This window comes from Mycobacterium sp. SMC-4 (assembly GCF_025263265.1).
In the GTDB taxonomy this organism is placed as follows: Bacteria; Actinomycetota; Actinomycetes; order Mycobacteriales; family Mycobacteriaceae; genus Mycobacterium.
The window spans coordinates 2,673,844-2,695,696 of the sequence record NZ_CP079869.1; the positions used below are offsets into that span (position 1 = coordinate 2,673,844).

The window sequence follows — 21,853 nt, forward strand, 5'->3', positions numbered from 1 at the left end:
TCTCGCCTCGCGGAACAGAACATGTCGGCCCCAGGTTCTACCCTGGTGAAATGGCATTTGCGACCGAACATCCAGTGCTTGCGCACTCGGAATACCGCCCTGTCGACGAGATCGTGCGTACCGGCAGCCGCTTCGAGGTCGTCAGCGAGTACGAGCCGGCCGGTGACCAGCCCGCGGCGATCGAGGAACTGGAACGCCGGATCCGGGCGGGCGAGAGGGATGTGGTGCTGTTGGGGGCCACCGGCACCGGTAAGTCCGCGACCACCGCGTGGCTGATCGAGCGCCTGCAGCGACCCACGCTGGTGATGGCGCCGAACAAGACCCTGGCCGCTCAGCTGGCCAATGAGCTGCGGGAGATGCTGCCCAATAACGCGGTCGAATACTTCGTGTCCTACTACGACTACTACCAACCCGAGGCCTACATCGCGCAGACCGACACCTACATCGAGAAGGACAGCTCGATCAACGACGATGTGGAGCGGTTACGCCATTCGGCGACGTCGAACCTGTTGTCCCGCCGGGATGTGGTCGTCGTGGCGTCGGTGTCGTGCATCTACGGGCTGGGCACCCCGCAGTCCTATCTCGACCGTTCGGTGGAGTTGAAGGTCGGCGACGAAGTGCCACGCGACGCGCTGCTGCGGTTGCTGGTCGATGTCCAGTACAGCCGCAACGACGTCGCCTTCACTCGTGGGACGTTCCGGGTCCGCGGGGACACCGTCGAGATCATCCCGTCCTATGAAGAGCTCGCGGTGCGCATCGAGTTCTTCGGTGACGAGATCGAGGAGCTCTACTACCTGCATCCGCTGACCGGTGACACCATCCGCAAGGTCGACTCGTTGCGCATCTTCCCGGCCACGCACTACGTGGCCGGCCCGGAGCGGATGGCGCAGGCCATCTCGACCATCGAGGCCGAGCTGGAGGCACGGCTGGCCGAGCTGGAGGGTCAGGGCAAGCTGTTGGAGGCGCAGCGGTTGCGGATGCGCACCAACTACGACATCGAGATGATGCGCCAGGTCGGGTTCTGCTCGGGCATCGAGAACTACTCTCGGCACATCGACGGACGCGGACCCGGGACGGCGCCGGCGACCCTGATCGACTACTTCCCCGAAGACTTTCTCCTGGTCATCGACGAGTCTCACGTGACCGTGCCACAGATCGGCGGAATGTACGAAGGCGACATCTCGCGCAAACGCAACCTCGTCGACTTCGGGTTCCGGTTGCCCTCGGCGGTCGACAACCGGCCGCTGACCTGGGAAGAGTTCGCCGACCGGATCGGCCAAACGGTCTACCTGTCGGCCACCCCGGGACCCTACGAGCTCAGCCAGACCGGTGGGGAGTTCGTCGAGCAGGTCATCCGGCCCACCGGGTTGGTCGATCCGCAGGTCATCGTCAAACCGACCAAGGGCCAGATCGACGATCTGATCGGCGAGATCCGCAGGCGCACCGAACGTGACGAGCGGGTGCTCGTCACCACGCTGACCAAGAAGATGGCCGAGGACCTCACCGACTACCTGCTCGAGATGGGTATCCGGGTGCGGTATCTGCACTCCGAGGTCGACACCCTGCGCCGGGTCGAGTTGCTGCGCCAGCTGAGGTTGGGGGAGTACGACGTCCTGGTCGGCATCAACCTGTTGCGCGAGGGTCTCGACCTGCCCGAGGTGTCGTTGGTGGCGATCCTGGATGCCGACAAGGAAGGTTTCCTGCGCTCTCCGCGCAGCCTGATCCAGACCATCGGTCGCGCGGCGCGCAACGTCTCCGGAGAAGTGCACATGTACGCCGACACGATGACCGACTCGATGAAGCAGGCCATCGACGAGACCGAGCGGCGCCGGGCCAAACAGATCGCCTACAACAAGGAGCACGGCATCGATCCGAAGCCGTTGCGCAAGAAGATTGCTGACATTCTCGACCAGGTGTATCGGGAGGCCGACGATACCGAGGCTGTGGAGATCGGTGGATCGGGGCGCAACGCGTCGCGTGGCCGGCGCGCGCCGGGTGAACCGGGCCGCGCGGTCAGCGGAGGCATCGTGGAGGGCCGGGACACCTCCAACATGCCGCGCGCGGAGTTGGCCGACCTGATCAAAGATCTGACCGAGCAGATGATGGCGGCGGCGCGAGACTTGCAGTTCGAGTTGGCTGCGCGAATCCGCGACGAGATTGCCGATTTGAAGAAGGAACTGCGCGGTATGGACGCCGCCGGCCTGAAGTGAGTTGATCGGAACCGCTGTTGAGGTTCTACGGTCAATGCCGTGATCGAGACTGCGACTGCCTCCGCCGGAACCTGGCGCGCGCTCCTCGGGCCGAAGAACCTCGGCGCGTCGACCGTGCTGGCCGGCGGGGTGGCGCTCTACGCGACCAATGAGTTCCTCACCATCAGCTTGATGCCCAGTGCGGTCGCCGAAATCGGGGGTCACCGCTTTTACGCCTGGGTCACCACGGTGTACCTGGTCGGCTCGGTGATGGCTGCGACCACCGTGCATGCGCTGCTGATGAAGGCAGGGCCGCGATGGTCGTACCTCCTGGGATTCAGTGTGTTCAGCGTGGGCAGTCTGGGGTGCGCGCTGGCGCCGAGCATGGAGTTGCTGCTGCTCGGCAGGACCGTGCAGGGGGCCGCCGGTGGCCTGCTGGCCGGGCTCGGATATGCAGTGATCAATACGGCGCTGCCGAGCTCGTTGTGGACCAGGGCGTCAGCGTTGGTGTCGGCGATGTGGGGCGTCGGGACCCTTCTCGGGCCGGCCGCTGGTGGCTTGTTCGCCCAATACGGCTCGTGGCGTTGGGCTTTCGGGGTCCTGGTGATCATGACGGTGGCCATGTCGGTGTTGGTCCCGATCGCGCTGCCCGCACGAACCCCAGCAGCCCGAAAAGCGCTGCCAAGTAGTCGTATCCGAGTCCCGGTGCGCTCGTTGCTGCTGCTCGGCGCTGCCGCATTGTTGGTCAGCGTCGCCGGGGTGCCCCGCGATGTGAGGCTGACGGTGGGGCTGGTTGCGGTAGCGGTGCTGCTCGTGCTGGTGTTCGTGGGCGTAGACCGGCGTGCGGCAGCGTCGGTGCTTCCGCCGAGCACATTCGGGCCGGGGCCGCTGAAATGGATCTACCTGACACTCGGTGCGTTAATGGCTGCGACGATGGTGGACATGTATGTGCCGTTGTTCGGTCAACGGCTTGCTCACTTGACTCCCGTGGCGGCCGGTTTCCTCGGCGCCGGTCTGGCCATCGGTTGGACTGCCGCTGAGATTGTCAGCGCCTCGCTGAAACGGCGCCGCGTCATCGTCGCCGCCGTGACGGTCGCCCCGCTGGTGATGTCACTCGGACTGGGTGTCAGTGCCCTCACCCAGTACCAGGACGCGTCGGCTCTGCTGGTGGCGTGCTGGGCGCTGGGCTTGACGCTCAGCGGCGTGGGCATCGGTATGGCGTGGCCGCACCTGTCGGCGTGGGCGATGGGCAAAGTCGCCGATCCGGCGGAAGGGCCGGTCGCCGCGGCGGCCATCAATACGGTGCAGATCATTTCAGCAGCCTTCGGCGCAGCGTTGGCCGGCGTGGTGGTCAATGTCTCCGACCGCGGCGACGCCACTGCGGCCCGATGGCTCTTCGCGTGTTTCGCGGTGATGGCCGCCATGGCAGTGCTGGCGTCCGCTCGCAGCTCGCGACCGCTGGTGCGTGCCGCCCAACAATCAGCGTGATCGTAAAGCTATGACAATCCTGTTCATTCATGCAGGGTGGTTCTACTGCGGGTGTGGCTGAGTGGTGAGGCACCGGCCTGCAAAGCCGTTCACACGGGTTCGAATCCCGTCACTCGCTCGCAGATGCGCTCACCCACTGAGGCGTCGACACAGCGTCCAGTGGTTGCCGTGTTCATCGCGTCGGTAGGAGAACTCGTCGAGAACGCGGTGGGCTATCGCCAGACCGCGGCCCCGCTCGGCGTTCTCGTCAGGCATGCTGACCCTGGTCAAGTCCACCGGGGCGGGATGGCCGTCATCGGTGAATGTGATTCGCACCGCGTCGGGCAAAATGTTGACGTCCATGCGTAAGCGCACGGCTTTACCGTTGTCGGAATGCTCGATGATGTTCGCGGCGATCTCGCTGACAGCCAGTTCGATGTGCATGCGGACGACGTCGTCGATGGAGTGAGTCGACCATACGTCGTCGAGCACCTGCTGCAGCTGATCCAGGGTCTGCTGCCCAGTCTGCGTCTCGAATACCCGGTGATCGTCAGCCTCGGTCATCGAAGGCGCTCTCAGGCGTGGGATACACACTGAGCACCCGATTGAGGTTCGTCAGCTCGAGTACCGCGGTGACCTGTCGGGTCGGAGCGGCGATCCGCAGGTCACCGCCGGCCTGCCGGGCCACCTTCAGCCCGGAGATCAACGCGCCCAGTCCGGACGAGTCGATCAGTTCAGTCTTGCTGAGATCTACCACAACTCGACACTGGCCCTCGTCGACGAGGGTGTGCAGGTGCTTGCGCAGCACCGGGGCCGCGACCATGTTCAACCGGCCATCAGCTCTGACGACGACGACCCCGCTGTCCAGCGAATGGGTTTCGAACTGGCCCATCACAATTCCTCCGTTTCGTGTCCGCGGTATCGAACGGCCTGGAACACCACGCTGAGTATCACGACGTCGAACAGCACCCAGAACAGGTTCACACCCACGCCCAGCGTTGAGATGGCTCCGAAGTACAGCTGAGCGATGCCGATGACCGAGGCCACCGCGAGCAACCCGATCGCAGCCAGCTGCCACCTGACCAAATGCCACGGAATCGCGCCGGCTTCCTGTTTGGTCTTCGGCGTCACCGCGAAGCCCAGCGGTTTGTCGAAGAACACGTTCATGAACGCTGTCACGCACGCTCTGATCCACACCGGGAAGAGCGCGAGGGCATACTGCTGACCGCGCCATGTCGGGGTGCCGCGACTGATGATGATGAACATCAGCTGGTTGAGCAACAGGAACGGGATGAGCCGGCCGAAGAAGTCCCAGCTGTACGCCTGGACGGGCATGATGCCGAAGATCAGGTACACCGCGGGCGCCGCGATGTAGGCCAGCGCTGCGAAGCCGGCCAGGTAGCTCCACATCGTCGCCCAGTACATGAGCCGTTGCCCGATACTCAGACCCTTCTGCACCAGCGGGTTCTCCCGCAGCATCACCTGAATGGTGCCCTGCGCCCACCGTAGGCGTTGGGTCAGCATCGTTCGAACGTCGTCGGGGGCCAAGCCCCGCGCCAGTACCTCGTGGTGGTATGCCGACTTCCAGCCCTGGGCGTGCAGGCGCATGCAGGTGGCCATGTCCTCGGTGACCGAAATGGTCGCCATGGGCAGCATCGGTTGAGCTTCGTCGTCGCGGCCTACGTCGATTGCGCGGACCATGGCTCTGATCGACTCGATTGCACCCAATGGCGACCACTCCCGGCCCGCCAGTGACTCGAGTGCTACGTCATCGAAAATGACTGTGGTGGAGGTGTGTTCGGGATCCTGCTGCAGCGCCACAATCACTTCGAGGTCAGCGCGCATCGCGGTGATATCTGCCTCGACGATGGCCCTGCCCGCGGTGTCGACAGCCCGCTGGAATTCGTAGGTGATGTCGGCCAACGGGCGCCTCTCGCGCAACTGAGCCCGAGCGTCGCGCACGGCGCGTTGCACGGTCTTCAGCGCATTCTGGGCCTGCGGTTGATCCGGCGGCACCTGCGACAGGGCGCTCTTGACGATCTTCCGCGACGCGTAGAGCGTTCGGCGCACACCTTCCTCCACTGCACGGACGTAACCGCGAATTCCCACCTGCATCAGCGCTTCCCGGCGCAACACGGCGTTCGACCCGCAGAAGTACGCTGCGTTCCAGCCGTCCTTGCCCTGCTGGATGGGTCCGTAGAACAGCGGCGCCTGACTGCCCAGCGGATCGCTGAACGGCACGTTGTGGAAGTACTGCGGAGTTTGCACCAGTGCCATGTACGGGTCGCGGAAGTAGCCCAGCGTGTGGTCGAGGATCTCCGGTTCTGGCACCTGATCGGCGTCGAGGACCAGGATGAACTCGCCCTGCGTTTCGAACAGCGCGTTGTTCAGATTGCCGGCCTTGGCGTGGCGTGGCCTGTCGGCCCAGCTGGCCGATCTGGTGACGTAGCCGATGTCGCGCTCCGCCGCGGCAGCTGCCAGTTCCGCCCGGTTTCCGTCATCGAGGATCCAGGTCTGATGGGGATAGGTGATCGCGGCGGCGGCGGTGGCGGTCTCCATCACCATGTCCACGGGCTCGTTGTAGGTGGTGATGAACACGTCGACGGTGGCGCCCTCCGGTGGTGGTGGTGGTGGTGGGTCACGGCGCAGCAGTCGCCACATTGTCAGACCGAACAACAGGGAGTCGATGACGCTGTAGGTCTCGGCGATGACCAGCGGCACGGCGATCCACCACGCTGACCAGTTCACCGATGCCAGCCAGCGCCACACGATGTAATTGACCCCGAGCAGGGCCACGGAGAGGATCAACAGGCGCAACCACGGCGATGGGTAGGTACCGGCCGATGTCCGCGGGAGACGATGTCTCATGCGCTCTCGCGACGGATCGCGACCAAGGTGACGTCGTCGAGCGGGGGGCGGCGTGCTTGGAGTCGACGTGCCTGTGCGCACAGCTCTTCGGGATCGGCGTAACGGGCCATGAACCTGACGGCGGCATCGATGTCGTCGCCATCGGAGACCAGATCCAGCACCCCGTCCGAGGCGACGACCAAGGTGTCGCCGGGCTCCAGCTGAACCTTCTGTGCGGTCCAACGGTCATCGGACAGAACCCCCAGCGGCAGCCCGTCACTGTTGGAGGGCTCGACGGACCCGTCGCGGCGGATCACCGCGGCGAATCCGTGCCCGGCATCGACGTAGTGCACGGTCCCATCACTGGTCCGCAGCTTCAGGTGGAACAACGTCACGAAACTCTCGGTGCTGTTGAGGTCGTCGACGATCTGGACATAGGTGGTGTTGACGGCTTCCGCCAGGTCCACGCTGCCCGCCTGGTCGACGGCCCGGGTGGCTCCCCGTAACGCCGAGCGCACGGTGGCCGTCAGAATCGCCGCCCCCAGGCCCTTGCCCATCACGTCGGCGACGGTGAAGATCATGCCGTCCTGCACCGGGTAGTGGTCGTAGAAGTCGCCCCCGACCGCGAAGGCCGGCAGGCACAGCGCGCACACCCGGTAGCCCGGCAGGTCACCGAGCGCGGGTGGCAGCAGTTGGCGCTGCACGGTGGCCGCGCGGGCCAGGTCGTCGGCACTCTGCAGTTCGCGCTGTGCCCACATAGCCAGCTCGACGAAGGCCTCGCGCTGTGCCGCGCTGAGCTCTCGTGGCTTGATGTCGTAAATGCAGAAGGTTCCGACCGGGTGACCGCCGGGACCGTACAGCGGGTATCCCGCGTAGAACCTGATGCCTCCAGCGCCGCTGATCGCGGGCAGTTCGCAGAATGCCGACTCCCAGGTGTCTTCCAGGATCAGGGCCGGATCTTCAGGGTGTTCGTAACCGCGCACGATGGTGGCCTGACATACGGTCTGCGCGCGGGGCACACTGCCGTCGAGGTCCAGACCGTCGGACTGTTTGAACCACTGACGATCGCGATCCATCAGAGACACCGCTGCCATCGGTACGTCGAAGACACACCGTGCCATGCGAGTGATCTGGGCGAATCTCTCTTCTGGTGGAGTTCCGAGCAGGTGGAGCTGGTCGACCGCCCGAAGCCGCTCCTCCTCCAGCTCGGCGGGGACAGTGCAGGGCGCTTCGACTGGTTGTGCGGTCATCTCAGCAGGCCCTGGAGCAGGGTGAGCGCTGAGCAGCGCTGAGCGCAGCCGCCATGGCCGCCGCCGATCTTGCTGAACTTGTTGTCCGCCAATCTGTTTCCTTGTCATGCTCGAACCAGGTCAAACCGTCCACATCGGTCTGTTCACACAGGTAGGTCACCAGCGATCGAATCCACTCGGCCTTGTCCCCTCCCGCTTCGGCACAACCCACCTCGCTGATCGTCACCGGCATGTCGCCGGTGATGGCGTGCACTTCGTCGAGGATCTGTGCGAACAACTCGGCAGGCTGCACCCAGCTGCTCCAGACCTGGCTGGTACCCCAGTTGTAACCATCGACGCCGACCACATCCACGTAGGCCGGGCCCGGGAACCACGCTTCCAACGGTGGGCCGCCCGGCAGTCCGGCGGTCGGCGACCACACCCACCTGACGTTGGTGGCGCCCTCTTGTTGAAAGATCCGGTGAATGCGCCGCCACACCCCGATGTAGTCCGCAGCGCTGGTTCCCCCCGCGGTGCTCCACGGATACCAGTAACCGTTGAACTCGTGGCCGAACCGCACATCGACCGTTGTTGCGACACCGGCCAGACCGCGGGCCCACCGTCGCAGGTGGTCGTCGTAGATTCCGGAGTGCAGCATCACCATCGTCGGCGCGGGCCGACGGTCCCAGCGCCACGGCTCCCACGTCAGGACTGGCTGCGCTCCCATTGCCGTGACAGCGTCGATGGCGCGCAGCGGGGGCATGGAGTGGAACTGCTCGAACCACATCACCCGGTCCAGCGGTCGTCCGGCAAGGTCAGCCGCTGATCGCAGTTCGCGGGCAGCAAATGGTCCGCCTCCTGTAGTCACCCCGTACAGGAAACGCTCCCGCGCAGTCCCCACCCGTCCCAGGTTAAGCCACCGGTTTGCGCGTCGGGGTGTGAATCGCACTCGTCATCCAAGATCAAATCCCTGCCGGCGGCACACGGGCCCCTCCTCGGCACCGCTCGACGAATGTCGGCAGCGAAGGGGTTGGAGTTAGCTGGCAACTTCGCCATTGCGGTCGCAGCAACTCGGTCAGTGGTGTCTGGGTGCGGCCGGCCGCCACGAACGGCAGTTCCGGTATCTTCGATTCCTCCGACACCGTGCCAAGCGGAACGCCGCACGCCCACCGGTCCCACCGAGGATGTTCATGACTTGGCTCCTGCTCGCGCTGGCCATCGCCAGTGAGGTGGCTGCCACCCTGTCGCTGAAAGGTTCGCAAACCGTGCCCGCGCTCTACCTGATCGTGGCGGTGGGCTACCTGACATCGTTCACGATGCTGGCACTGGTCCTGCGCCGCGGCATGGCTTTGGGTGTGGCATACGGCATTTGGGGGGCATCGGGCGTGGCGCTGACTGCCCTGCTGTCGACCTTGCTGTTCGGTGAGGTGTTCACCGCGCTGATGGGGATGGGTCTGGCCTGCATCATCGCCGGAGTCCTGCTCGTCGAGTCCGGGTCCCGGGCCGCTGCTCCGGCCGTGCTCGAGCGGGACAGTCGATAACGCGATGGCCTACGTGCTCCTTGTCGTGGCGATCGTTTCCGAAGTCGCCGGCACTCTTGCCCTGCGCGTTGCCGCGACCGGCCGCCCGGTTTTCTACGGCGCCGTCGTAGTCGGTTACCTGAGCGCGTTCACGCTGCTCGCGGCTTCACTGCGGCACGGCATGCCCCTCGGGGTGGCCTATGGCATCTGGACAGCAGCCGGGGTGGCGCTCACCGCGGTTGCCGCACGCGCACTGTTCGGCGAAGCGTTGACGGCCAGAATGATTGGCGGCATCGCGCTTATTGCCGTGGGCGTCCTGCTGGTGGAGGTCGGCGGAGTTCACTGACGGAGCCGCTGATTATCCGCAATCTGCAGCCTTTCGCCAGTTTGTTGCAACACAAATCGGCATCCGTTGGATCACCGTTGCATAGCTGCCGGGGGCTACTTTGCTGAATCTGTGTCAGCGTGTTTGCGTGCGCAGCTTCCAGGTGGTTCGGGCCCTAGGTGCCACGGCTATGTCGGCCGTGCTTGCCTTCTTGGCCGTCGTCCAGGCGCCGACTGCCGCCGCAGTGTCCTGTCCGGACGTGGAGGTGGTGTTCGCGCGGGGGACAAGTTCCCGGGCCGGTCTGGGCACGGTCGGAAAGGCGTTCGTCGACTCTTTGAAGTGGAAGCTGCTCGGCAAGAGGGTGTCGGCCTATGCCGTCAACTATCCCGCCAGTTGGAACTTCTCGAAGTCGACCTCAGACGGAGCCGTCGACGCGAACAAGCACGTGCAGTACGTCGCAGGTATGTGCCCGGAAACGAAGATCGTGCTGGGCGGCATGTCGCAGGGCGCCGGGGTGGTCGACCTGATCCTCATCGGCAATCGCAGGATCTGGTTCTTCACTCCGGCCCCGCTGCCCGATTCGATGGTCAACCACGTCGCCGCGGTGGCCGTCTTCGGTAACCCGGCGCGCAATGTCCCCGGCGGCGGGCCGCTGACAGCCATCAGCCCGTTGTACGGCAACAAGTCGATCGACCTGTGCGCCGATGGTGATCCGTATTGCTCGCGCGGCCGGAACTTCTTTGCCCACTTCGCCTACACGCACAACGGCATGATCGACGAGGCCGCGACCTTTGCCGCTCGTCGGGTGCTGGGTAGGGAGACCTAGGCGAACCGAGACCCCCCGAAGTCGGCGTCGGCCCGCGATGACGGCTGTCACCGACCAGACTCCGGGCGGTATCGGTTCGGTAACCGACGCGCCACATCGGCCCGCTGACGCGCTAGGTTCTCTTCGGGGTGGGGCTCTGAAGGAGCGACAGAAAAGTCATGGCACGCAATGCCTCTCGGATCACCGCTGCGGCACTTGCCGTGGGAGTGATGGGGCCGCTGCTGGTCTGGATCCACCCTGCGGGTGCGCAACCCAGTCCGGGCGTGCCGTGTATGGATCTTGTGCAGCACCTGGCAGCCGAGCCGCCCAGCGTGCCTGACGCTCTGGCGACGGCTGCCAATGTCCTCGATGGCGCGGTTCCCGCAGAGCCACCCAACGTGCCCGCACTGCCCGTCGCCGAGGTTGTCCACGGCATAACCGCGCTGACCGCACCGGGCCCGGTGCCGGTGCCTGTCGATCTGGTGGCGCCGGCCGTGGTGGAGGCCGCGCCGCTGGCCCACGCGGCAGCCGCCGCGCCGCCGGGCCCCATTGCCGCACCTGCTGCACCTGCGGGCCCTGCTGTCATGCCACCGGTTCCTGCTGCGGTGCCACCGGTTCCCGTCGCGGTGCCGGCCGTTGCGGAGGCCGGCCCCGCTATCGCAGCGCCGGTCATTCCGGAGGCTTCTGCTGTCGCGCCGCCGGCCGACACCATCGCAGCATCGTCGGGGGCAGACGAAGCGGTCGTCCCGGCGCCTGCCGCGACGCCGCCAGAACCTGTTGGGCTCGAATCGATTCCGGACGGCGCAGTGCAGGATGCTGTCGAGGTGGCGGCGCTGGTGCCCGAGGCCCACGCACCGCCTGTCGTCGCGCCCGAGTCGGCACCGGTGCTGCACGCCGCGGGCGGGCCCGGACTCGCGCCGGCTCCCGGGCCGGTCCCGCCCGTGGTGCCGGCCGGGATGCCGGTCACCGCGCCTGCCCTGTCCATGCCGGCGGTGCCGTTGGGTGACGCCTTCCCGGCGCTACCGCTGCTCCCCGCGACGTTGCCGATGCCGACCGATCTCATCTGCGAGGGCACCGCGTGGTCAGCCGGGGCAACTGACGCCGGCGAAAATCCGCCCGAAACCGTCGATGCGGTGCGCGCCGAACAATGGTGATTCCTGTTGTGGCAGTAAACGTGTACCCGTCGTCACGTGTCACCCATCAGGGTGACGTTGCCGTCAAAGCACCCATCACCATCTGCAACGATGGCATCTTGGTGTGGTGATTCGTGCCCATGCCCGCCTGATACCGGGTTACTGTCTCGGGTGGTTCTGGAACTGACGCTGGGAGGATATGGATGAGCACCTATCAAACCGTGGTGGTTGGTACCGACGGATCTGATTCGTCGTTGCGTGCCGTCGACCGTGCCGGCCAGATCGCTGCCGGGGCGAACGCCAGGCTCGTGGTCGCCACCGCCTACTTCCCGCAGAACGAGGATCAACGAGCCGCCGATGTGCTCAAGGATGAGGGCTACAAGATGTCGGGCAACGCCCCGATCTATGCCATCCTGCGCGAGGCCCGCGACCGTGCCAAGGCGGCCGGCGCACAGAACATCGAGGAGAAGGCCGTGGTCGGCGCTCCGGTCGATGCGCTGGTGGAGCTGGCCGAAGAAGTCGGTGCCGACCTGTTGGTCGTCGGCAACGTCGGTTTGAGCACCATCGCCGGACGCCTGCTGGGCTCGGTGCCGGCCAATGTGGCGCGACGGTCCAAGACCGACGTGCTCATCGTGCACACCACGCCCTGAGGGCAAGACTTCAGCGAGTGGACCCTGGGCCGGTGAGACCGACCCAGGGTCCTGCGCTGTCTAGGTGTTGGATGCCTTGGCGATCGCACTGATCGCGGAGTCGAGCGCGGCATTGAACTCATCCTCGCTCTGCTGGGCGCTCAGGCCCTCGGTGAGCGCTCGGGAGAAGCTCGCGATCACACCGTGGTTGGCAGCCAGTTTCTCGCAGGCTTCGTCGCGGTTGTAGCCACCTGAGAGCGCCACCACCCGCAGTACCTTCGGATGGTCGACCAGTTCGCGGTACAGATCGGTCTCGGTGGGCAGCGTCAACTTCAGCATCACGACCTGGTCCTCGGCGAGGCTGTCGAGGCCCTTGCGCAGTGCGGCCTTCAACTGCTCCTCGGCCTTCGCCTTTTCCGGGCTGTGAATGTCGACCTCGGGTTCGATGATCGGCACCAGTCCTGCGCCCAGGATTTGTCGGCCCACCTCGAACTGCTGGTCGACTACGGCTTCCAGCCCTTCGCCGGGCAGCTTGATGACCGACCGCATCTTCGTTCCGAAGACGCCCTTCGCGCGTGCACGCGCGAGCAGATCGTCGAGGCCGGGAATCGGCTTCATCACCTGGGCGCCCGCGTTCTCCTCGGCCAGACCCTTGTCGACCTTGAGGAACGGCACGATCTTCTTGACGTCCCAGAGGTATTCGGCGGTGCCCCGGCCGTCGATCTCGCGGTCCATGGTGTCCTCGAACAGAATGGCGCCCAGGATGCGGTCTCCGTCGAAGCTCGGGCTGGTGATGATGCGGGTCCGCATCTCGTGCACGAGGTTGAACATCTCCTCATCACCGGAGTAGGCGTCCTCGGCGATGCCGTAGAGCTTCAATGCCTTGGGCGTGCTGCCACCGCTCTGGTCCAACGCGGCAATGAAGCCGGCGCCGCTCTGCGCCTTCTTGAACTGATCGCTGCTCATGTTCCCTTTCCTGACTACCTCGTCACCATTGCGTCACCAGCCACGCTCTCGCCACTCGCCCAGATGAGGGCGCTCGGCACCGAGCGTGGTGTCATCGCCGTGTCCTGGATACACCACGGTCTGATCTGCGAAGACGTCGAACACCCTGCTGCTGACATCACTCAGCAGCTGCTCGAAGTCGCCTTCTTTCCAGGTCTTGCCGACGCCGCCGGGGAAGAGGCAGTCGCCGGTGAACAAATGCACCCTGTCATCGGTCGCGGGACCGCTCAACGCCAACGCGACCGAGCCCGGGGTGTGTCCCCGCAGGTGGATCACGTCGAAACGGAGCATGCCGATGTCGATCGTATCGCCGCCGGCGAGCAACGTGTCCGGCGTCACCGGCAGTGGCTCGGCATCGAGGGAGTGCGCCGCGGTCGGGGCGCCGGTGGATCGCACGACCTCCTCCAGTGCCAGCCAATGGTCCGGATGCTGATGGCTGGTGACGACCAGCGACAGCTTCGGGGCGTAGCGCTCGACGAGCTCCAGCAGGATCGGCGAATCGTTGGCGGCATCGATGAGCAATGTCTCACCTGTTCGGGAACACGTCACCAGGTAGGCGTTGTTGTCCATGGGTCCCACCGACACCTTGACGATGGATGCGCCGGGGAGGGTCCGTCGCGCCGCCGTCTGAGGCTCGACGTGGCCCGTGTAGTTGTCGTCGACCACTGTCATGATCGTCACGTTACTTTGCCTGGTAAGGCGCTTGCAGACGCCGTCGGTCAAACGTGACGCCAACCGTCGGTGGGGAACGTGTCGCGGCTCTTGTCGGTGGGCACACCTAGCATGGGCCTGTACTGCGTCCCGATCACATTCGGGGACGCATTGGGCATGACTTGAAAGGACATCGTTGGCCGACCGCCTGATCGTCAAGGGTGCCCGGGAGCACAACCTTCGCGGGGTCGATCTCGACCTGCCGCGTGACGCAATGATCGTTTTCACCGGACTCTCGGGTTCCGGTAAGTCTTCGCTGGCTTTCGACACCATTTTCGCCGAAGGTCAGCGGCGGTACGTGGAGTCGCTGTCGGCCTACGCACGGCAGTTCCTCGGACAGATGGACAAGCCCGATGTCGATTTCATCGAGGGCCTCTCGCCTGCGGTGTCGATCGACCAGAAGTCCACCAACCGCAATCCTCGGTCCACGGTGGGCACCATCACCGAGGTCTACGACTACTTGCGCTTGCTCTACGCCCGGGCCGGCACGCCGCACTGCCCGGTGTGCGGTGAGCGCATCGCGCGCCAGACTCCGCAGCAGATCGTCGACCAGGTCCTGGCCATGGACGAAGGTCTGCGTTTCCAGGTGCTCGCTCCGGTGGTCCGTACCCGCAAAGGCGAGTTCGTCGACCTTTTCGACAAACTCAACACCCAGGGATACAGCCGCGTACGGGTCGACGGTGTGGTGCATTCGCTGAGTGATCCGCCCAAGCTGAAGAAACAGGAGAAGCACGATATCGAGGTGGTCGTCGACCGCCTCACGGTCAAAGCCACCGCCAAACAACGCCTGACCGACTCGGTAGAGACGGCGCTGAACCTCGCCGACGGCATCGTGGTCCTCGAGTTCGTCGATCGCGAAGACGACCACCCGCACCGCGAGCAGCGGTTCTCCGAGAAACTGGCCTGCCCGAACGGGCACCCGCTGGCCGTCGACGACCTGGAGCCTCGTTCCTTCTCCTTCAACTCGCCCTACGGAGCCTGTCCGGAATGCCTGGGGCTGGGTATCAAGAAAGAGGTCGACCCCGACCTGGTCGTGCCCGATCCGGACCTCACCCTCGCCGAGGGAGCCATCGCACCCTGGGCGGTGGGGCACACCGCCGAGTACTTCACCCGGATGCTGTCCGGGCTGGGTGACCAGCTGGGCTTCGACGTCGACACCCCGTGGAAGAAGTTGCCGGCCAAGGCGCGTCGGGCGATTCTCGAGGGCTGCGACGAGCAGGTGCACGTGCGCTACAAGAATCGTTACGGACGCACCCGGTCCTACTACGCCGACTTCGAAGGCGTGATGGCTTTCTTGCACCGTCGGATGGAGCAGACCGACTCCGAGCAGATGAAGGAGCGGCTCGAGGGCTATATGCGCGACGTGCCGTGCCCGGAATGCAATGGCACCCGGCTCAAGCCGGAGATCCTGGCGGTGACAATGACCGCCGGAGCGTTCGGGGCGAAGTCGATCGCGGAGGTCGCCGAGTTGTCCATCGCCGAGTGCGCAGAGTTCCTCAATGCGCTGACGCTGGGCACGCGCGAAGCCGCGATCGCCGGTCAGGTCCTCAAGGAGATTCAGTCGCGGCTGGGGTTCCTGCTCGACGTGGGTCTGGACTATCTGTCGCTCTCACGCGCCGCCGGAACGTTGTCCGGCGGTGAGGCGCAACGCATCCGGCTGGCCACCCAGATCGGGTCCGGACTGGTGGGCGTGCTCTACGTGCTCGATGAGCCCTCGATCGGCCTGCATCAGCGTGACAACCGCCGACTGATCGACACGCTGGTGCGGCTGCGTGACCTGGGCAACACCCTGATCGTGGTCGAACACGACCTCGACACCATCGCGCACGCCGACTGGGTCGTCGACATCGGCCCGGCCGCCGGTGAGCATGGCGGTCAGATCGTGCACAGCGGCACCTATGCCGACCTGTTGAGGAACCCGAATTCGATTACCGGGGCCTATCTTTCGGGCAAGGAGGAAATCGAGGTCCCGGCGATGCGGCGGGTCGCGGACAAGAAGCGCCAACTCACCGTGGTCGGTGCCCGCGAACACAACCTGCGCGGAATCGACGTTTCGTTCCCGCTCGGTGTGCTGACCTCGGTGACGGGGGTGTCCGGGTCCGGTAAGTCCACACTGGTCAACGACATCCTTGCCTCGGTGCTGGCCAACAAACTCAACGGCGCCCGGCTGGTGCCGGGCCGGCACACCCGGGTCAACGGCCTCGATCATCTCGACAAGCTGGTTCGGGTCGACCAATCGCCGATCGGGCGCACCCCGCGGTCAAACCCGGCCACCTACACAGGCGTCTTCGACAAGATCCGCACCCTGTTCGCGGCCACCACCGAAGCCAAGGTGCGCGGCTACCAGCCCGGGCGGTTTTCGTTCAACGTCAAAGGCGGCCGCTGCGAAGCCTGTTCGGGTGATGGGACCATCAAGATCGAGATGAACTTCCTGCCCGACGTGTACGTGCCGTGTGAGGTCTGTCAGGGTGCCCGGTACAACCGAGAGACGCTCGAGGTGCACTACAAAGGCAAGACCATCGCCGAGGTACTCGACATGTCGATCGAGGAGGCCGCGGAGTTCTTCGCACCGATCACCTCGATCCACCGTTACCTCAAGACACTGGTCGACGTCGGTTTGGGCTACGTGCGGCTCGGACAACCGGCCCCCACCTTGTCTGGCGGCGAGGCCCAGCGCGTGAAGTTGGCCTCCGAACTGCAGAAGCGTTCCACCGGCCGGACCATCTACATTCTCGATGAGCCGACCACCGGATTGCATTTCGAGGACATTCGCAAACTGCTGACAGTGATCAACGGCCTCGTCGACAAGGGCAACACAGTCATCGTGATCGAGCACAATCTCGACGTCATCAAGACCTCGGACTGGATCGTCGACATGGGACCCGAAGGCGGTTCCGGTGGCGGCACCGTGGTCGCAACAGGCACCCCCGAGGATGTCGCGGTCAACCCCGACAGCTACACGGGGCACTTCCTCGCAGAGACCTTGGGGTTGACCCGGGCCAAGCCCAAGCCGACGGTCAAGTCGAAGACGCGCAGCCGTAGCAAGGTCAGCGCCTGATCGTCGCGGCGGACAGGCCTTTGCTCGCGGGCGAAGGAAAGCGCGGATTCACCCGCACGCCACCAAGCCAGGTGGTCAGATCATCGGCACGTGCCATCAGCGCCTGGTGCGCCGCACGCCCCACATCCTCGAACATCACCAACGCGACCCGTCCTTCGGCATCCTGGCCCCACGCACCGACGATGCGACCGTCCACCCATACCGTCGGTCCCGCGTTACCGTTGCGGTCGAACACCTGACCGCGATACGGGCCCAGATACCAGCCCCGGTCTGTCCAACCCATCGTCGTGACATCGAGTGCGGGCAGCAGGGCGCACCACGGCTCAACCTCGTGCACCGCTTCCTCGTCACCGGGCAGGACGTAGCCCGGGACGCCGTCGAGATCGACCTCGACGGCGTCGACATCGGCCAACGCCTGCCGCAGCCAGCCGAGGGTGGTGCCGAACCACCATCTGATGTCGGCGACGGTGGCGGGCCCGAAGGCATACAGCCAGCGTCGGATCAGCTCCGCGCGGGCCGCCTCTGCTCCTATCGCGGCATGCGAGGTCAGCCACTGCCCGGCGGCCACCCACCTCGGCCGGGACGCTGTCCAGCCGCCGTCGTTGGGGCCCCGGAAGATGTCACCGCGCGCAGACAGCACGGTCAGCACGCGCGGGGCCAGATGCCCCTTGCCGCCGTAGGGTTTCCCGGGGGCGGGGTCGTATGTGCCGGTCAGTTCGGGAAGCGCCGCGCGCAGTTCCGTGGCTGTACATGGACCCGCGGTCCCCAGGTGATGCACCACCGCGGCGCACGCTGCCTCGAGCCACGCAAGACCGTCACCGGCCACACCCGCTTTCTCGGCGTCGGCGGCAAGCCTGCGACTCTCGTTGGCGGCCACGCGATCACTGGCCACCGACTGAACCGCAGGCAGGTCCTCGGGGCGTATCACCCACAGCGTGCGCCGCATCGCGAGGTGCTTGACCAGCGAGCGTTCCTTGAAGAGAGCGGCATTCATGTCCTCGACGGTGTATCCGGGTAGCCGCGCCCACAGTGACAGATGAGGAGTTGCCGGGTCGGTCGCGTGTAGACCCACCATCCTGGCGGTCACCTCGCGCAGTGAGCTAAGGAGTTCCGGGCCGGGAGCCAGGTGGTGACGCACGGCCATTCTGGCGCGTCGTTGATCAGCGGTGAGGGACGGCATCGAGGAGAACCTACCGCCACCCCCCGACGAGACGGCGGCAGAAGTTGGGATCGGTAGCTGCCCACCTCGGATGGACTCACCCCGACGACGCCATGAGGCGTTGCACGAACGAAGGGAAAACACGTGGACGGGAAGACCGCTGTCAATCGGATGGTTGCGGCCGTGATCGGCGTGAGCGTGGGTACCGCGCTGCTGGTGGGCTGCGCCGACGACAAGAGCGACCCCGCGCCCTCGCCGGCGCAACGCACCGAGGCCGCTGCCCAGCACCAGGCCAACACTGCAGGCCAGACCGAAGTCAAAGTCGACGGCGCCGATCTGGCCGGACTCGACCTCAACTCGGTCACCTGCGTCAAACAGGGCGGGAAGATCAACGTCGCCAGCGCAGCGATCGGCGGCCAACAGGGTCTGGGCATCGTCATGACCGACGAACCGACGCCGGTAGTGGAGTCACTCGGCATGGTTGTCGACGGCAATGCGCTCGCCGTCGCCAATGCGATGGGTGCACAGTCGGGCTCCGCGGAGGTGACGGTCGACGGAGACAACTACACCATCACCGGCGAAGCCGTCGGCGCGGACATGAGCAATCCGATGGCGGGCATGATCACCAAATCGTTCACGGTCACGGTGACCTGCACCTGATTGGTGGCTCGCGCCGAAGCGGCGGGCGTGCCCGACGCGCCCGCCGCTTCCTATGATTGCGCGGTGACCAGCAGTCCCGGGCGTCCCGACCTTGAAGCAGAACTCGACCGGGCGCGGCGCCTGGCCGTGGCCGCCGACGAGGGCGCGGCCAAGCAGCTGCTGTTGTCGTTGATGCCTCGCATCGAGCAGGCCGACCGCGACGATCTCATGCTGGAGGTCTACGCCCAGCTCGGCGAGATCTACCTGGTCCGAACGGCTTACGACGGGGTGACCGAATGCCTGAGGCGCATCGAGGAGTGTCTGCAGATCTACCGGGAAGTCCGGGCCGGCCTTCGTCCGGACGCTGCCGCCGAGGTGTCCCTGTCGGCCGACCGGATCGAACAGATGATGTCCCGATACCATCGGCGGGCCCTGTTCCTGCGGACCGGTCTGTCGGCGGCAAAGGGTGAACACGAATCCGCTGCAACCAGTTTGGCCGCTCTCATGGACGATGCCGGCAACTTCGCCGGGCTGTCGCACGAACACGCCCACCTGGTGATCCACGCCCACATCCTGTGCGCCGTCGCGCTGTGCGACGACGATCTCCACGTGCAGTCCATCCCACTGTGGCGCAACGCATTCGATGCGCTTGACAGACAGGACCACGCCGATGAGTCCGCTGACGTGCTCAGGGTGCTCGCCGGAACCGGTTACGGCCGGTTCTGCGTCGAGACAGGGCGTCTGACCGAAGCGGGGCCCTGGCTGCGTCGCGCCGAAGCGCGCGCCGGCGCCCGTGGGTGGCGGCTAGCTGCTGCGCGGGCACAACTGGAGCGTGCCACCGCGGCGTGGGCGGCAGGAGAGCGCGCACAGGCGCAGCATCTCGTCCACCGGGCCTACCCGGACATCGCCGAACATGCCCGTGCTCATGACGTCTCGCGCAGCTGGCTGTATTTCGGTCTGATCAGCATCTCGGTCGGAGCGCTCGACGACGCCGACGAGCGTCTGGGCCACGCCGAACGGCACTGGCGGGAGCTGGGCAAACCATTGCACATTCACCGGATCCTGCTGCAGCGCAGCTGGGTTGACATCCTGCGCGGAGATTTTGTCGCGGCCTCCGACCGGGTGGCGCAGGCCCGCGCACTTCTGGACAGCTGGCCCCGGCGCAGCTGGTTGCAGTACGCGCGTCTCGACGACCATCAGGGGTCCATTCTGCGAGCACAGGCACTGGACGACCCCGACACCGCGCCGGAGAAATTCGCGCAAGCCGCCGACCTCAAAGTGCCCGCTGCGCTGGCCGTCGACTCGGTGCGCTACGCCCTCGGCGATGCGGATGCCAGGATGCGCTGGGCCGCACATGTGTCGGCCCGCCTGCTTGCCGGCGCTTTCGCGGTGGCCTGGGAGTGGGGGAACACCGCTTTGGTGAGCGAGCTCATCGAATATCACTGCGCCAGAGGAGTGTTCAGTGTTCCGACGATTCCGCACGGTGCGGACTGGACGGACACCGCCACCGCCGCGTCCCCGGTCGAGGACCCAGACGACTACGCGCTCGTCGCGGCCGGCGACCGGAGTGCCGGCGGGGGAGCGCTCACCCGGCTCGGACCGCTGCCGCCGTTGCGAATGGATCCGCAGGCCGGCCCGGTGCTCGCGCGATACCGCGAGCTGGCTCATCGGCGCTACGGTCGGCAGATCACTGCCGGCGAGACCGAATGGCGCACGTGGCCGTGAACAACACGGCCGAGACCCTGGTGTTGCGCTATGCCGATGTTGGCGTCGCGACCTACGCCAGCCTGCGGATCGTCGGACGGCCGGAAAGCACCGTCACGTGGGTGGTCGAGGAGTCCGCGCTCGGTGGCGTGGACAGCGTGCTCAGCGCTGCGCTGCCTGACCCCAAAGCTTCCGAGAGCATTCATGAGGCCCTCGAACGCGCCTTCACCGTGGGGTCGTTCGCGTCCCCGGTGGCCGAGCAACATCTCGCCGATGCCCTCGGCGAGCAGCTGATCCCGGCCGGGGCCTGGGAACTGATCATCCGACAGTCCGCGGCGCGACACTGCACGCTGTTTGTCGGGCCGACCGGAAGACTCGCGCAGGTTCCGTGGGCGCTGTTGGCGGACCCGCGCGACGGCAACCGACGGCTTCTCGACCTCGCCGACGTCCTGATCGCAGCACCACCGAACATCGCCAATGCCGTCCGCACACCTGCGCGATGGGAACAGCGCCGTGACCACGGACCGCGGTTGCTCGTCCTCGATCCCCGAGTGCCGGGCCAGCGTCCCGACTCGGCGCTCGGCTCGGTGCTGGGGCGTCCGGATCCCGATAGCGCTTTGACAAAGCACTTCGACGATCTGCGGGCACGGCGCCCAGTGTTGCCCGAGGTAGCCACCACCGTCGAGTTGTTCCGCAACCCAAACGCCGACCGCAACTGGCTGGCCACTCAGCTCAGCTGCGCACCCAGCCGACTGTTGTTCGTCGGTCACGCCACGGCCGCCGACGGGGACGTCGGCGACGCCGCGCGCGCCTTGCTACACCTGGCCGACGAGCAGCCCTTGAGCGCTGCCGATCTGATGACCGCGAAGCTGGAAATTCCGCCCCGGGCCGCGCTGCTGGCGTGTTCGTCCGGCGGCGATTATCGCTTCGACGAGGCGACCGGCCTGGTGGCGGCCCTCATTCTCGGCGGTGCCCTGGTGGTGACTGCCACGCTGTGGTCGCTGCCCACCGCCGCTGGCTACCGCCGGTTCGCCACCGCCGGCGCGTCCCACGATCCGATGTCTGAGGTGGTCGTCGCCGTCGACACCGCCCACGAGGCCGAGAACGCCGGGCGTGCCGTCAACGCGTGGCAACGTAGCCAACTGCGCCGGTGGCGCACCGGGGACGGCACGGCCAGCCCGGTGTACTGGGCGGCGCTTGCCACCTTCGCGGTGGACGGGGCGCGATGAGCGGCGGTCACCGGGCTGCCGGCACCCACACCGCGGCCGACGTGTCGTCGCCGGGGTGGTAGCAGATGTCGACCACGCTGCCGGGAACGAAACGATCCAATGAGGATCCGGGAATCGGAACGGTGTGGCGGGCTGCGAACTGCCGGCCACCCGGACGGCGGACCATCACATCGATTTCGACCGAGAGGCACTCGGCATCGAACT

Annotated in this window: 20 protein-coding genes and 1 tRNA gene; 12 read left to right on the plus strand and 9 right to left on the minus strand. The window is 65.9% G+C overall.

The window, feature by feature from the left end:
- The first annotated feature begins 50 nt into the window (after positions 1-50).
- The 3 genes from uvrB (at position 51) to KXD98_RS12955 (ending at position 3,795) form a co-directional block, all read left to right on the plus strand.
- Complete coding sequence (gene uvrB, locus KXD98_RS12945) at positions 51-2,210, plus strand: excinuclease ABC subunit UvrB (RefSeq protein WP_260764789.1); 2,160 nt, start codon at positions 51-53, stop codon at positions 2,208-2,210.
- A 39-nt stretch (positions 2,211-2,249) separates the two neighbouring features.
- Positions 2,250-3,677, plus strand: coding sequence for an MFS transporter (locus KXD98_RS12950; RefSeq protein WP_260764791.1), 1,428 nt, complete (start codon positions 2,250-2,252; stop codon positions 3,675-3,677).
- A 47-nt stretch (positions 3,678-3,724) separates the two neighbouring features.
- Positions 3,725-3,795: transfer RNA gene (locus KXD98_RS12955), tRNA-Cys, on the plus strand.
- Between the two features lie 11 nt (positions 3,796-3,806).
- Here KXD98_RS12955 and KXD98_RS12960 read toward each other — a convergent pair.
- From KXD98_RS12960 to KXD98_RS12980, 5 genes are read right to left on the minus strand one after another with little or no spacing between them, the layout of a single operon-like run.
- On the minus strand, positions 3,807-4,220 hold the full coding sequence (locus tag KXD98_RS12960) for an ATP-binding protein (protein ID WP_260764794.1): 414 nt from the start codon (positions 4,218-4,220) through the stop codon (positions 3,807-3,809).
- Positions 4,207-4,548, minus strand: coding sequence for an STAS domain-containing protein (locus tag KXD98_RS12965; protein ID WP_260764795.1), 342 nt, complete (start codon positions 4,546-4,548; stop codon positions 4,207-4,209). The genes KXD98_RS12960 and KXD98_RS12965 overlap by 14 nt, the downstream gene beginning before the upstream one ends.
- Positions 4,548-6,524 carry a glycosyltransferase family 2 protein gene (locus KXD98_RS12970; RefSeq protein ID WP_260764797.1) on the minus strand — a complete coding sequence of 659 codons (1,977 nt, stop codon included), beginning with the start codon at positions 6,522-6,524 and terminating at the stop codon, positions 4,548-4,550. The genes KXD98_RS12965 and KXD98_RS12970 overlap by 1 nt, the downstream gene beginning before the upstream one ends.
- Entirely contained in the window at positions 6,521-7,753 is a 1,233-nt protein-coding gene (locus KXD98_RS12975; RefSeq protein ID WP_260764798.1) for a PP2C family protein-serine/threonine phosphatase, read from the minus strand. The genes KXD98_RS12970 and KXD98_RS12975 overlap by 4 nt, the downstream gene beginning before the upstream one ends.
- 1 nt (position 7,754) lies before the next feature.
- Complete coding sequence (locus tag KXD98_RS12980; protein ID WP_260764799.1) at positions 7,755-8,633, minus strand: glycoside hydrolase family 26 protein; 879 nt, start codon at positions 8,631-8,633, stop codon at positions 7,755-7,757.
- A 289-nt stretch (positions 8,634-8,922) separates the two neighbouring features.
- Here KXD98_RS12980 and KXD98_RS12985 point away from each other — a divergent pair, with 289 nt between their 5' ends.
- From KXD98_RS12985 to KXD98_RS13005, 5 genes are all read left to right on the plus strand, one after another.
- Positions 8,923-9,273, plus strand: coding sequence for a multidrug efflux SMR transporter (locus KXD98_RS12985; protein WP_260764800.1), 351 nt, complete (start codon positions 8,923-8,925; stop codon positions 9,271-9,273).
- A gap of 4 nt (positions 9,274-9,277) precedes the next feature.
- The gene (locus KXD98_RS12990) at positions 9,278-9,598 is read left to right on the plus strand and encodes a multidrug efflux SMR transporter (protein WP_260764801.1); all 321 of its coding nucleotides are present in this window, start codon (positions 9,278-9,280) and stop codon (positions 9,596-9,598) included.
- A gap of 169 nt (positions 9,599-9,767) precedes the next feature.
- A complete protein-coding gene (locus KXD98_RS12995) occupies positions 9,768-10,403 on the plus strand; it encodes a cutinase family protein (RefSeq protein ID WP_260764802.1) in 636 nt (211 codons plus the stop codon).
- Between the two features lie 158 nt (positions 10,404-10,561).
- Positions 10,562-11,536 (plus strand): hypothetical protein, encoded by a 975-nt coding sequence (locus tag KXD98_RS13000; RefSeq protein WP_260764803.1) that lies wholly within the window; start codon positions 10,562-10,564, stop codon positions 11,534-11,536.
- 182 nt (positions 11,537-11,718) lie between these two features.
- Positions 11,719-12,165: a universal stress protein gene (locus KXD98_RS13005; RefSeq protein ID WP_260764804.1), complete on the plus strand. Its 447-nt coding sequence runs from the start codon at positions 11,719-11,721 to the stop codon at positions 12,163-12,165.
- Between the two features lie 60 nt (positions 12,166-12,225).
- Here the strand turns inward: KXD98_RS13005 and KXD98_RS13010 are convergent, their stop codons facing one another.
- Both KXD98_RS13010 and KXD98_RS13015 read right to left on the minus strand, forming a co-directional pair.
- Positions 12,226-13,110 (minus strand): fructose bisphosphate aldolase, encoded by an 885-nt coding sequence (locus KXD98_RS13010; protein ID WP_260764805.1) that lies wholly within the window; start codon positions 13,108-13,110, stop codon positions 12,226-12,228.
- Positions 13,111-13,143: 33 nt separating this feature from the next.
- Complete coding sequence (locus KXD98_RS13015) at positions 13,144-13,821, minus strand: MBL fold metallo-hydrolase (protein WP_260764807.1); 678 nt, start codon at positions 13,819-13,821, stop codon at positions 13,144-13,146.
- Positions 13,822-13,996: 175 nt separating this feature from the next.
- On the opposite strand from KXD98_RS13015, the gene uvrA reads away from it, so the two are divergent.
- Positions 13,997-16,918 (plus strand): excinuclease ABC subunit UvrA, encoded by a 2,922-nt coding sequence (gene uvrA / locus KXD98_RS13020; protein ID WP_260764809.1) that lies wholly within the window; start codon positions 13,997-13,999, stop codon positions 16,916-16,918.
- Here the strand turns inward: uvrA and KXD98_RS13025 are convergent.
- Positions 16,908-18,098, minus strand: coding sequence for a winged helix DNA-binding domain-containing protein (locus KXD98_RS13025; RefSeq protein ID WP_260764810.1), 1,191 nt, complete (start codon positions 18,096-18,098; stop codon positions 16,908-16,910). The genes uvrA and KXD98_RS13025 overlap by 11 nt on opposite strands.
- Before the next feature lie 150 nt (positions 18,099-18,248).
- Between KXD98_RS13025 and KXD98_RS13030 the strand changes: the two genes are divergently transcribed.
- From KXD98_RS13030 to KXD98_RS13040, 3 genes are read left to right on the plus strand one after another with little or no spacing between them, the layout of a single operon-like run.
- Positions 18,249-18,737, plus strand: a complete 489-nt coding sequence (locus KXD98_RS13030; protein ID WP_260765175.1) for a lipoprotein LpqH — start codon at positions 18,249-18,251, stop codon at positions 18,735-18,737.
- A gap of 27 nt (positions 18,738-18,764) precedes the next feature.
- On the plus strand, positions 18,765-20,441 hold the full coding sequence (locus tag KXD98_RS13035) for a hypothetical protein (protein WP_396883036.1): 1,677 nt from the start codon (positions 18,765-18,767) through the stop codon (positions 20,439-20,441).
- Complete coding sequence (locus tag KXD98_RS13040) at positions 20,423-21,649, plus strand: CHAT domain-containing protein (RefSeq protein WP_260764813.1); 1,227 nt, start codon at positions 20,423-20,425, stop codon at positions 21,647-21,649. The genes KXD98_RS13035 and KXD98_RS13040 overlap by 19 nt, the downstream gene beginning before the upstream one ends.
- Before the next feature lie 7 nt (positions 21,650-21,656).
- Here the strand turns inward: KXD98_RS13040 and KXD98_RS13045 are convergent, their stop codons facing one another.
- Positions 21,657-21,815 (minus strand): hypothetical protein, encoded by a 159-nt coding sequence (locus KXD98_RS13045; RefSeq protein WP_260764814.1) that lies wholly within the window; start codon positions 21,813-21,815, stop codon positions 21,657-21,659.
- Between the last annotated feature and the right edge of the window lie 38 nt (positions 21,816-21,853).

What these genes read in the sequence shown, in the direction of transcription:
- uvrB (WP_260764789.1), top strand. Translation starts at nt 51, where the DNA reads ATGGCATTTGCGACCGAACATCCAGTGCTTGCGCACTCGGAATACCGC.
- KXD98_RS12960 (WP_260764794.1), bottom strand. Translation starts at nt 4,220, where the DNA reads ATGACCGAGGCTGACGATCACCGGGTATTCGAGACGCAGACTGGGCAG.
- KXD98_RS12965 (WP_260764795.1), bottom strand. Translation starts at nt 4,548, where the DNA reads ATGGGCCAGTTCGAAACCCATTCGCTGGACAGCGGGGTCGTCGTCGTC.
- KXD98_RS12970 (WP_260764797.1), bottom strand. Translation starts at nt 6,524, where the DNA reads ATGAGACATCGTCTCCCGCGGACATCGGCCGGTACCTACCCATCGCCG.
- KXD98_RS12975 (WP_260764798.1), bottom strand. Translation starts at nt 7,753, where the DNA reads ATGACCGCACAACCAGTCGAAGCGCCCTGCACTGTCCCCGCCGAGCTG.
- KXD98_RS12985 (WP_260764800.1), top strand. Translation starts at nt 8,923, where the DNA reads ATGACTTGGCTCCTGCTCGCGCTGGCCATCGCCAGTGAGGTGGCTGCC.
- KXD98_RS12990 (WP_260764801.1), top strand. Translation starts at nt 9,278, where the DNA reads ATGGCCTACGTGCTCCTTGTCGTGGCGATCGTTTCCGAAGTCGCCGGC.
- KXD98_RS12995 (WP_260764802.1), top strand. Translation starts at nt 9,768, where the DNA reads ATGTCGGCCGTGCTTGCCTTCTTGGCCGTCGTCCAGGCGCCGACTGCC.
- KXD98_RS13000 (WP_260764803.1), top strand. Translation starts at nt 10,562, where the DNA reads ATGGCACGCAATGCCTCTCGGATCACCGCTGCGGCACTTGCCGTGGGA.
- KXD98_RS13005 (WP_260764804.1), top strand. Translation starts at nt 11,719, where the DNA reads ATGAGCACCTATCAAACCGTGGTGGTTGGTACCGACGGATCTGATTCG.
- KXD98_RS13010 (WP_260764805.1), bottom strand. Translation starts at nt 13,110, where the DNA reads ATGAGCAGCGATCAGTTCAAGAAGGCGCAGAGCGGCGCCGGCTTCATT.
- KXD98_RS13015 (WP_260764807.1), bottom strand. Translation starts at nt 13,821, where the DNA reads ATGACAGTGGTCGACGACAACTACACGGGCCACGTCGAGCCTCAGACG.
- KXD98_RS13025 (WP_260764810.1), bottom strand. Translation starts at nt 18,098, where the DNA reads ATGCCGTCCCTCACCGCTGATCAACGACGCGCCAGAATGGCCGTGCGT.
- KXD98_RS13030 (WP_260765175.1), top strand. Translation starts at nt 18,249, where the DNA reads ATGGTTGCGGCCGTGATCGGCGTGAGCGTGGGTACCGCGCTGCTGGTG.
- KXD98_RS13040 (WP_260764813.1), top strand. Translation starts at nt 20,423, where the DNA reads ATGGCGCACGTGGCCGTGAACAACACGGCCGAGACCCTGGTGTTGCGC.
- KXD98_RS13045 (WP_260764814.1), bottom strand. Translation starts at nt 21,815, where the DNA reads ATGGTCCGCCGTCCGGGTGGCCGGCAGTTCGCAGCCCGCCACACCGTT.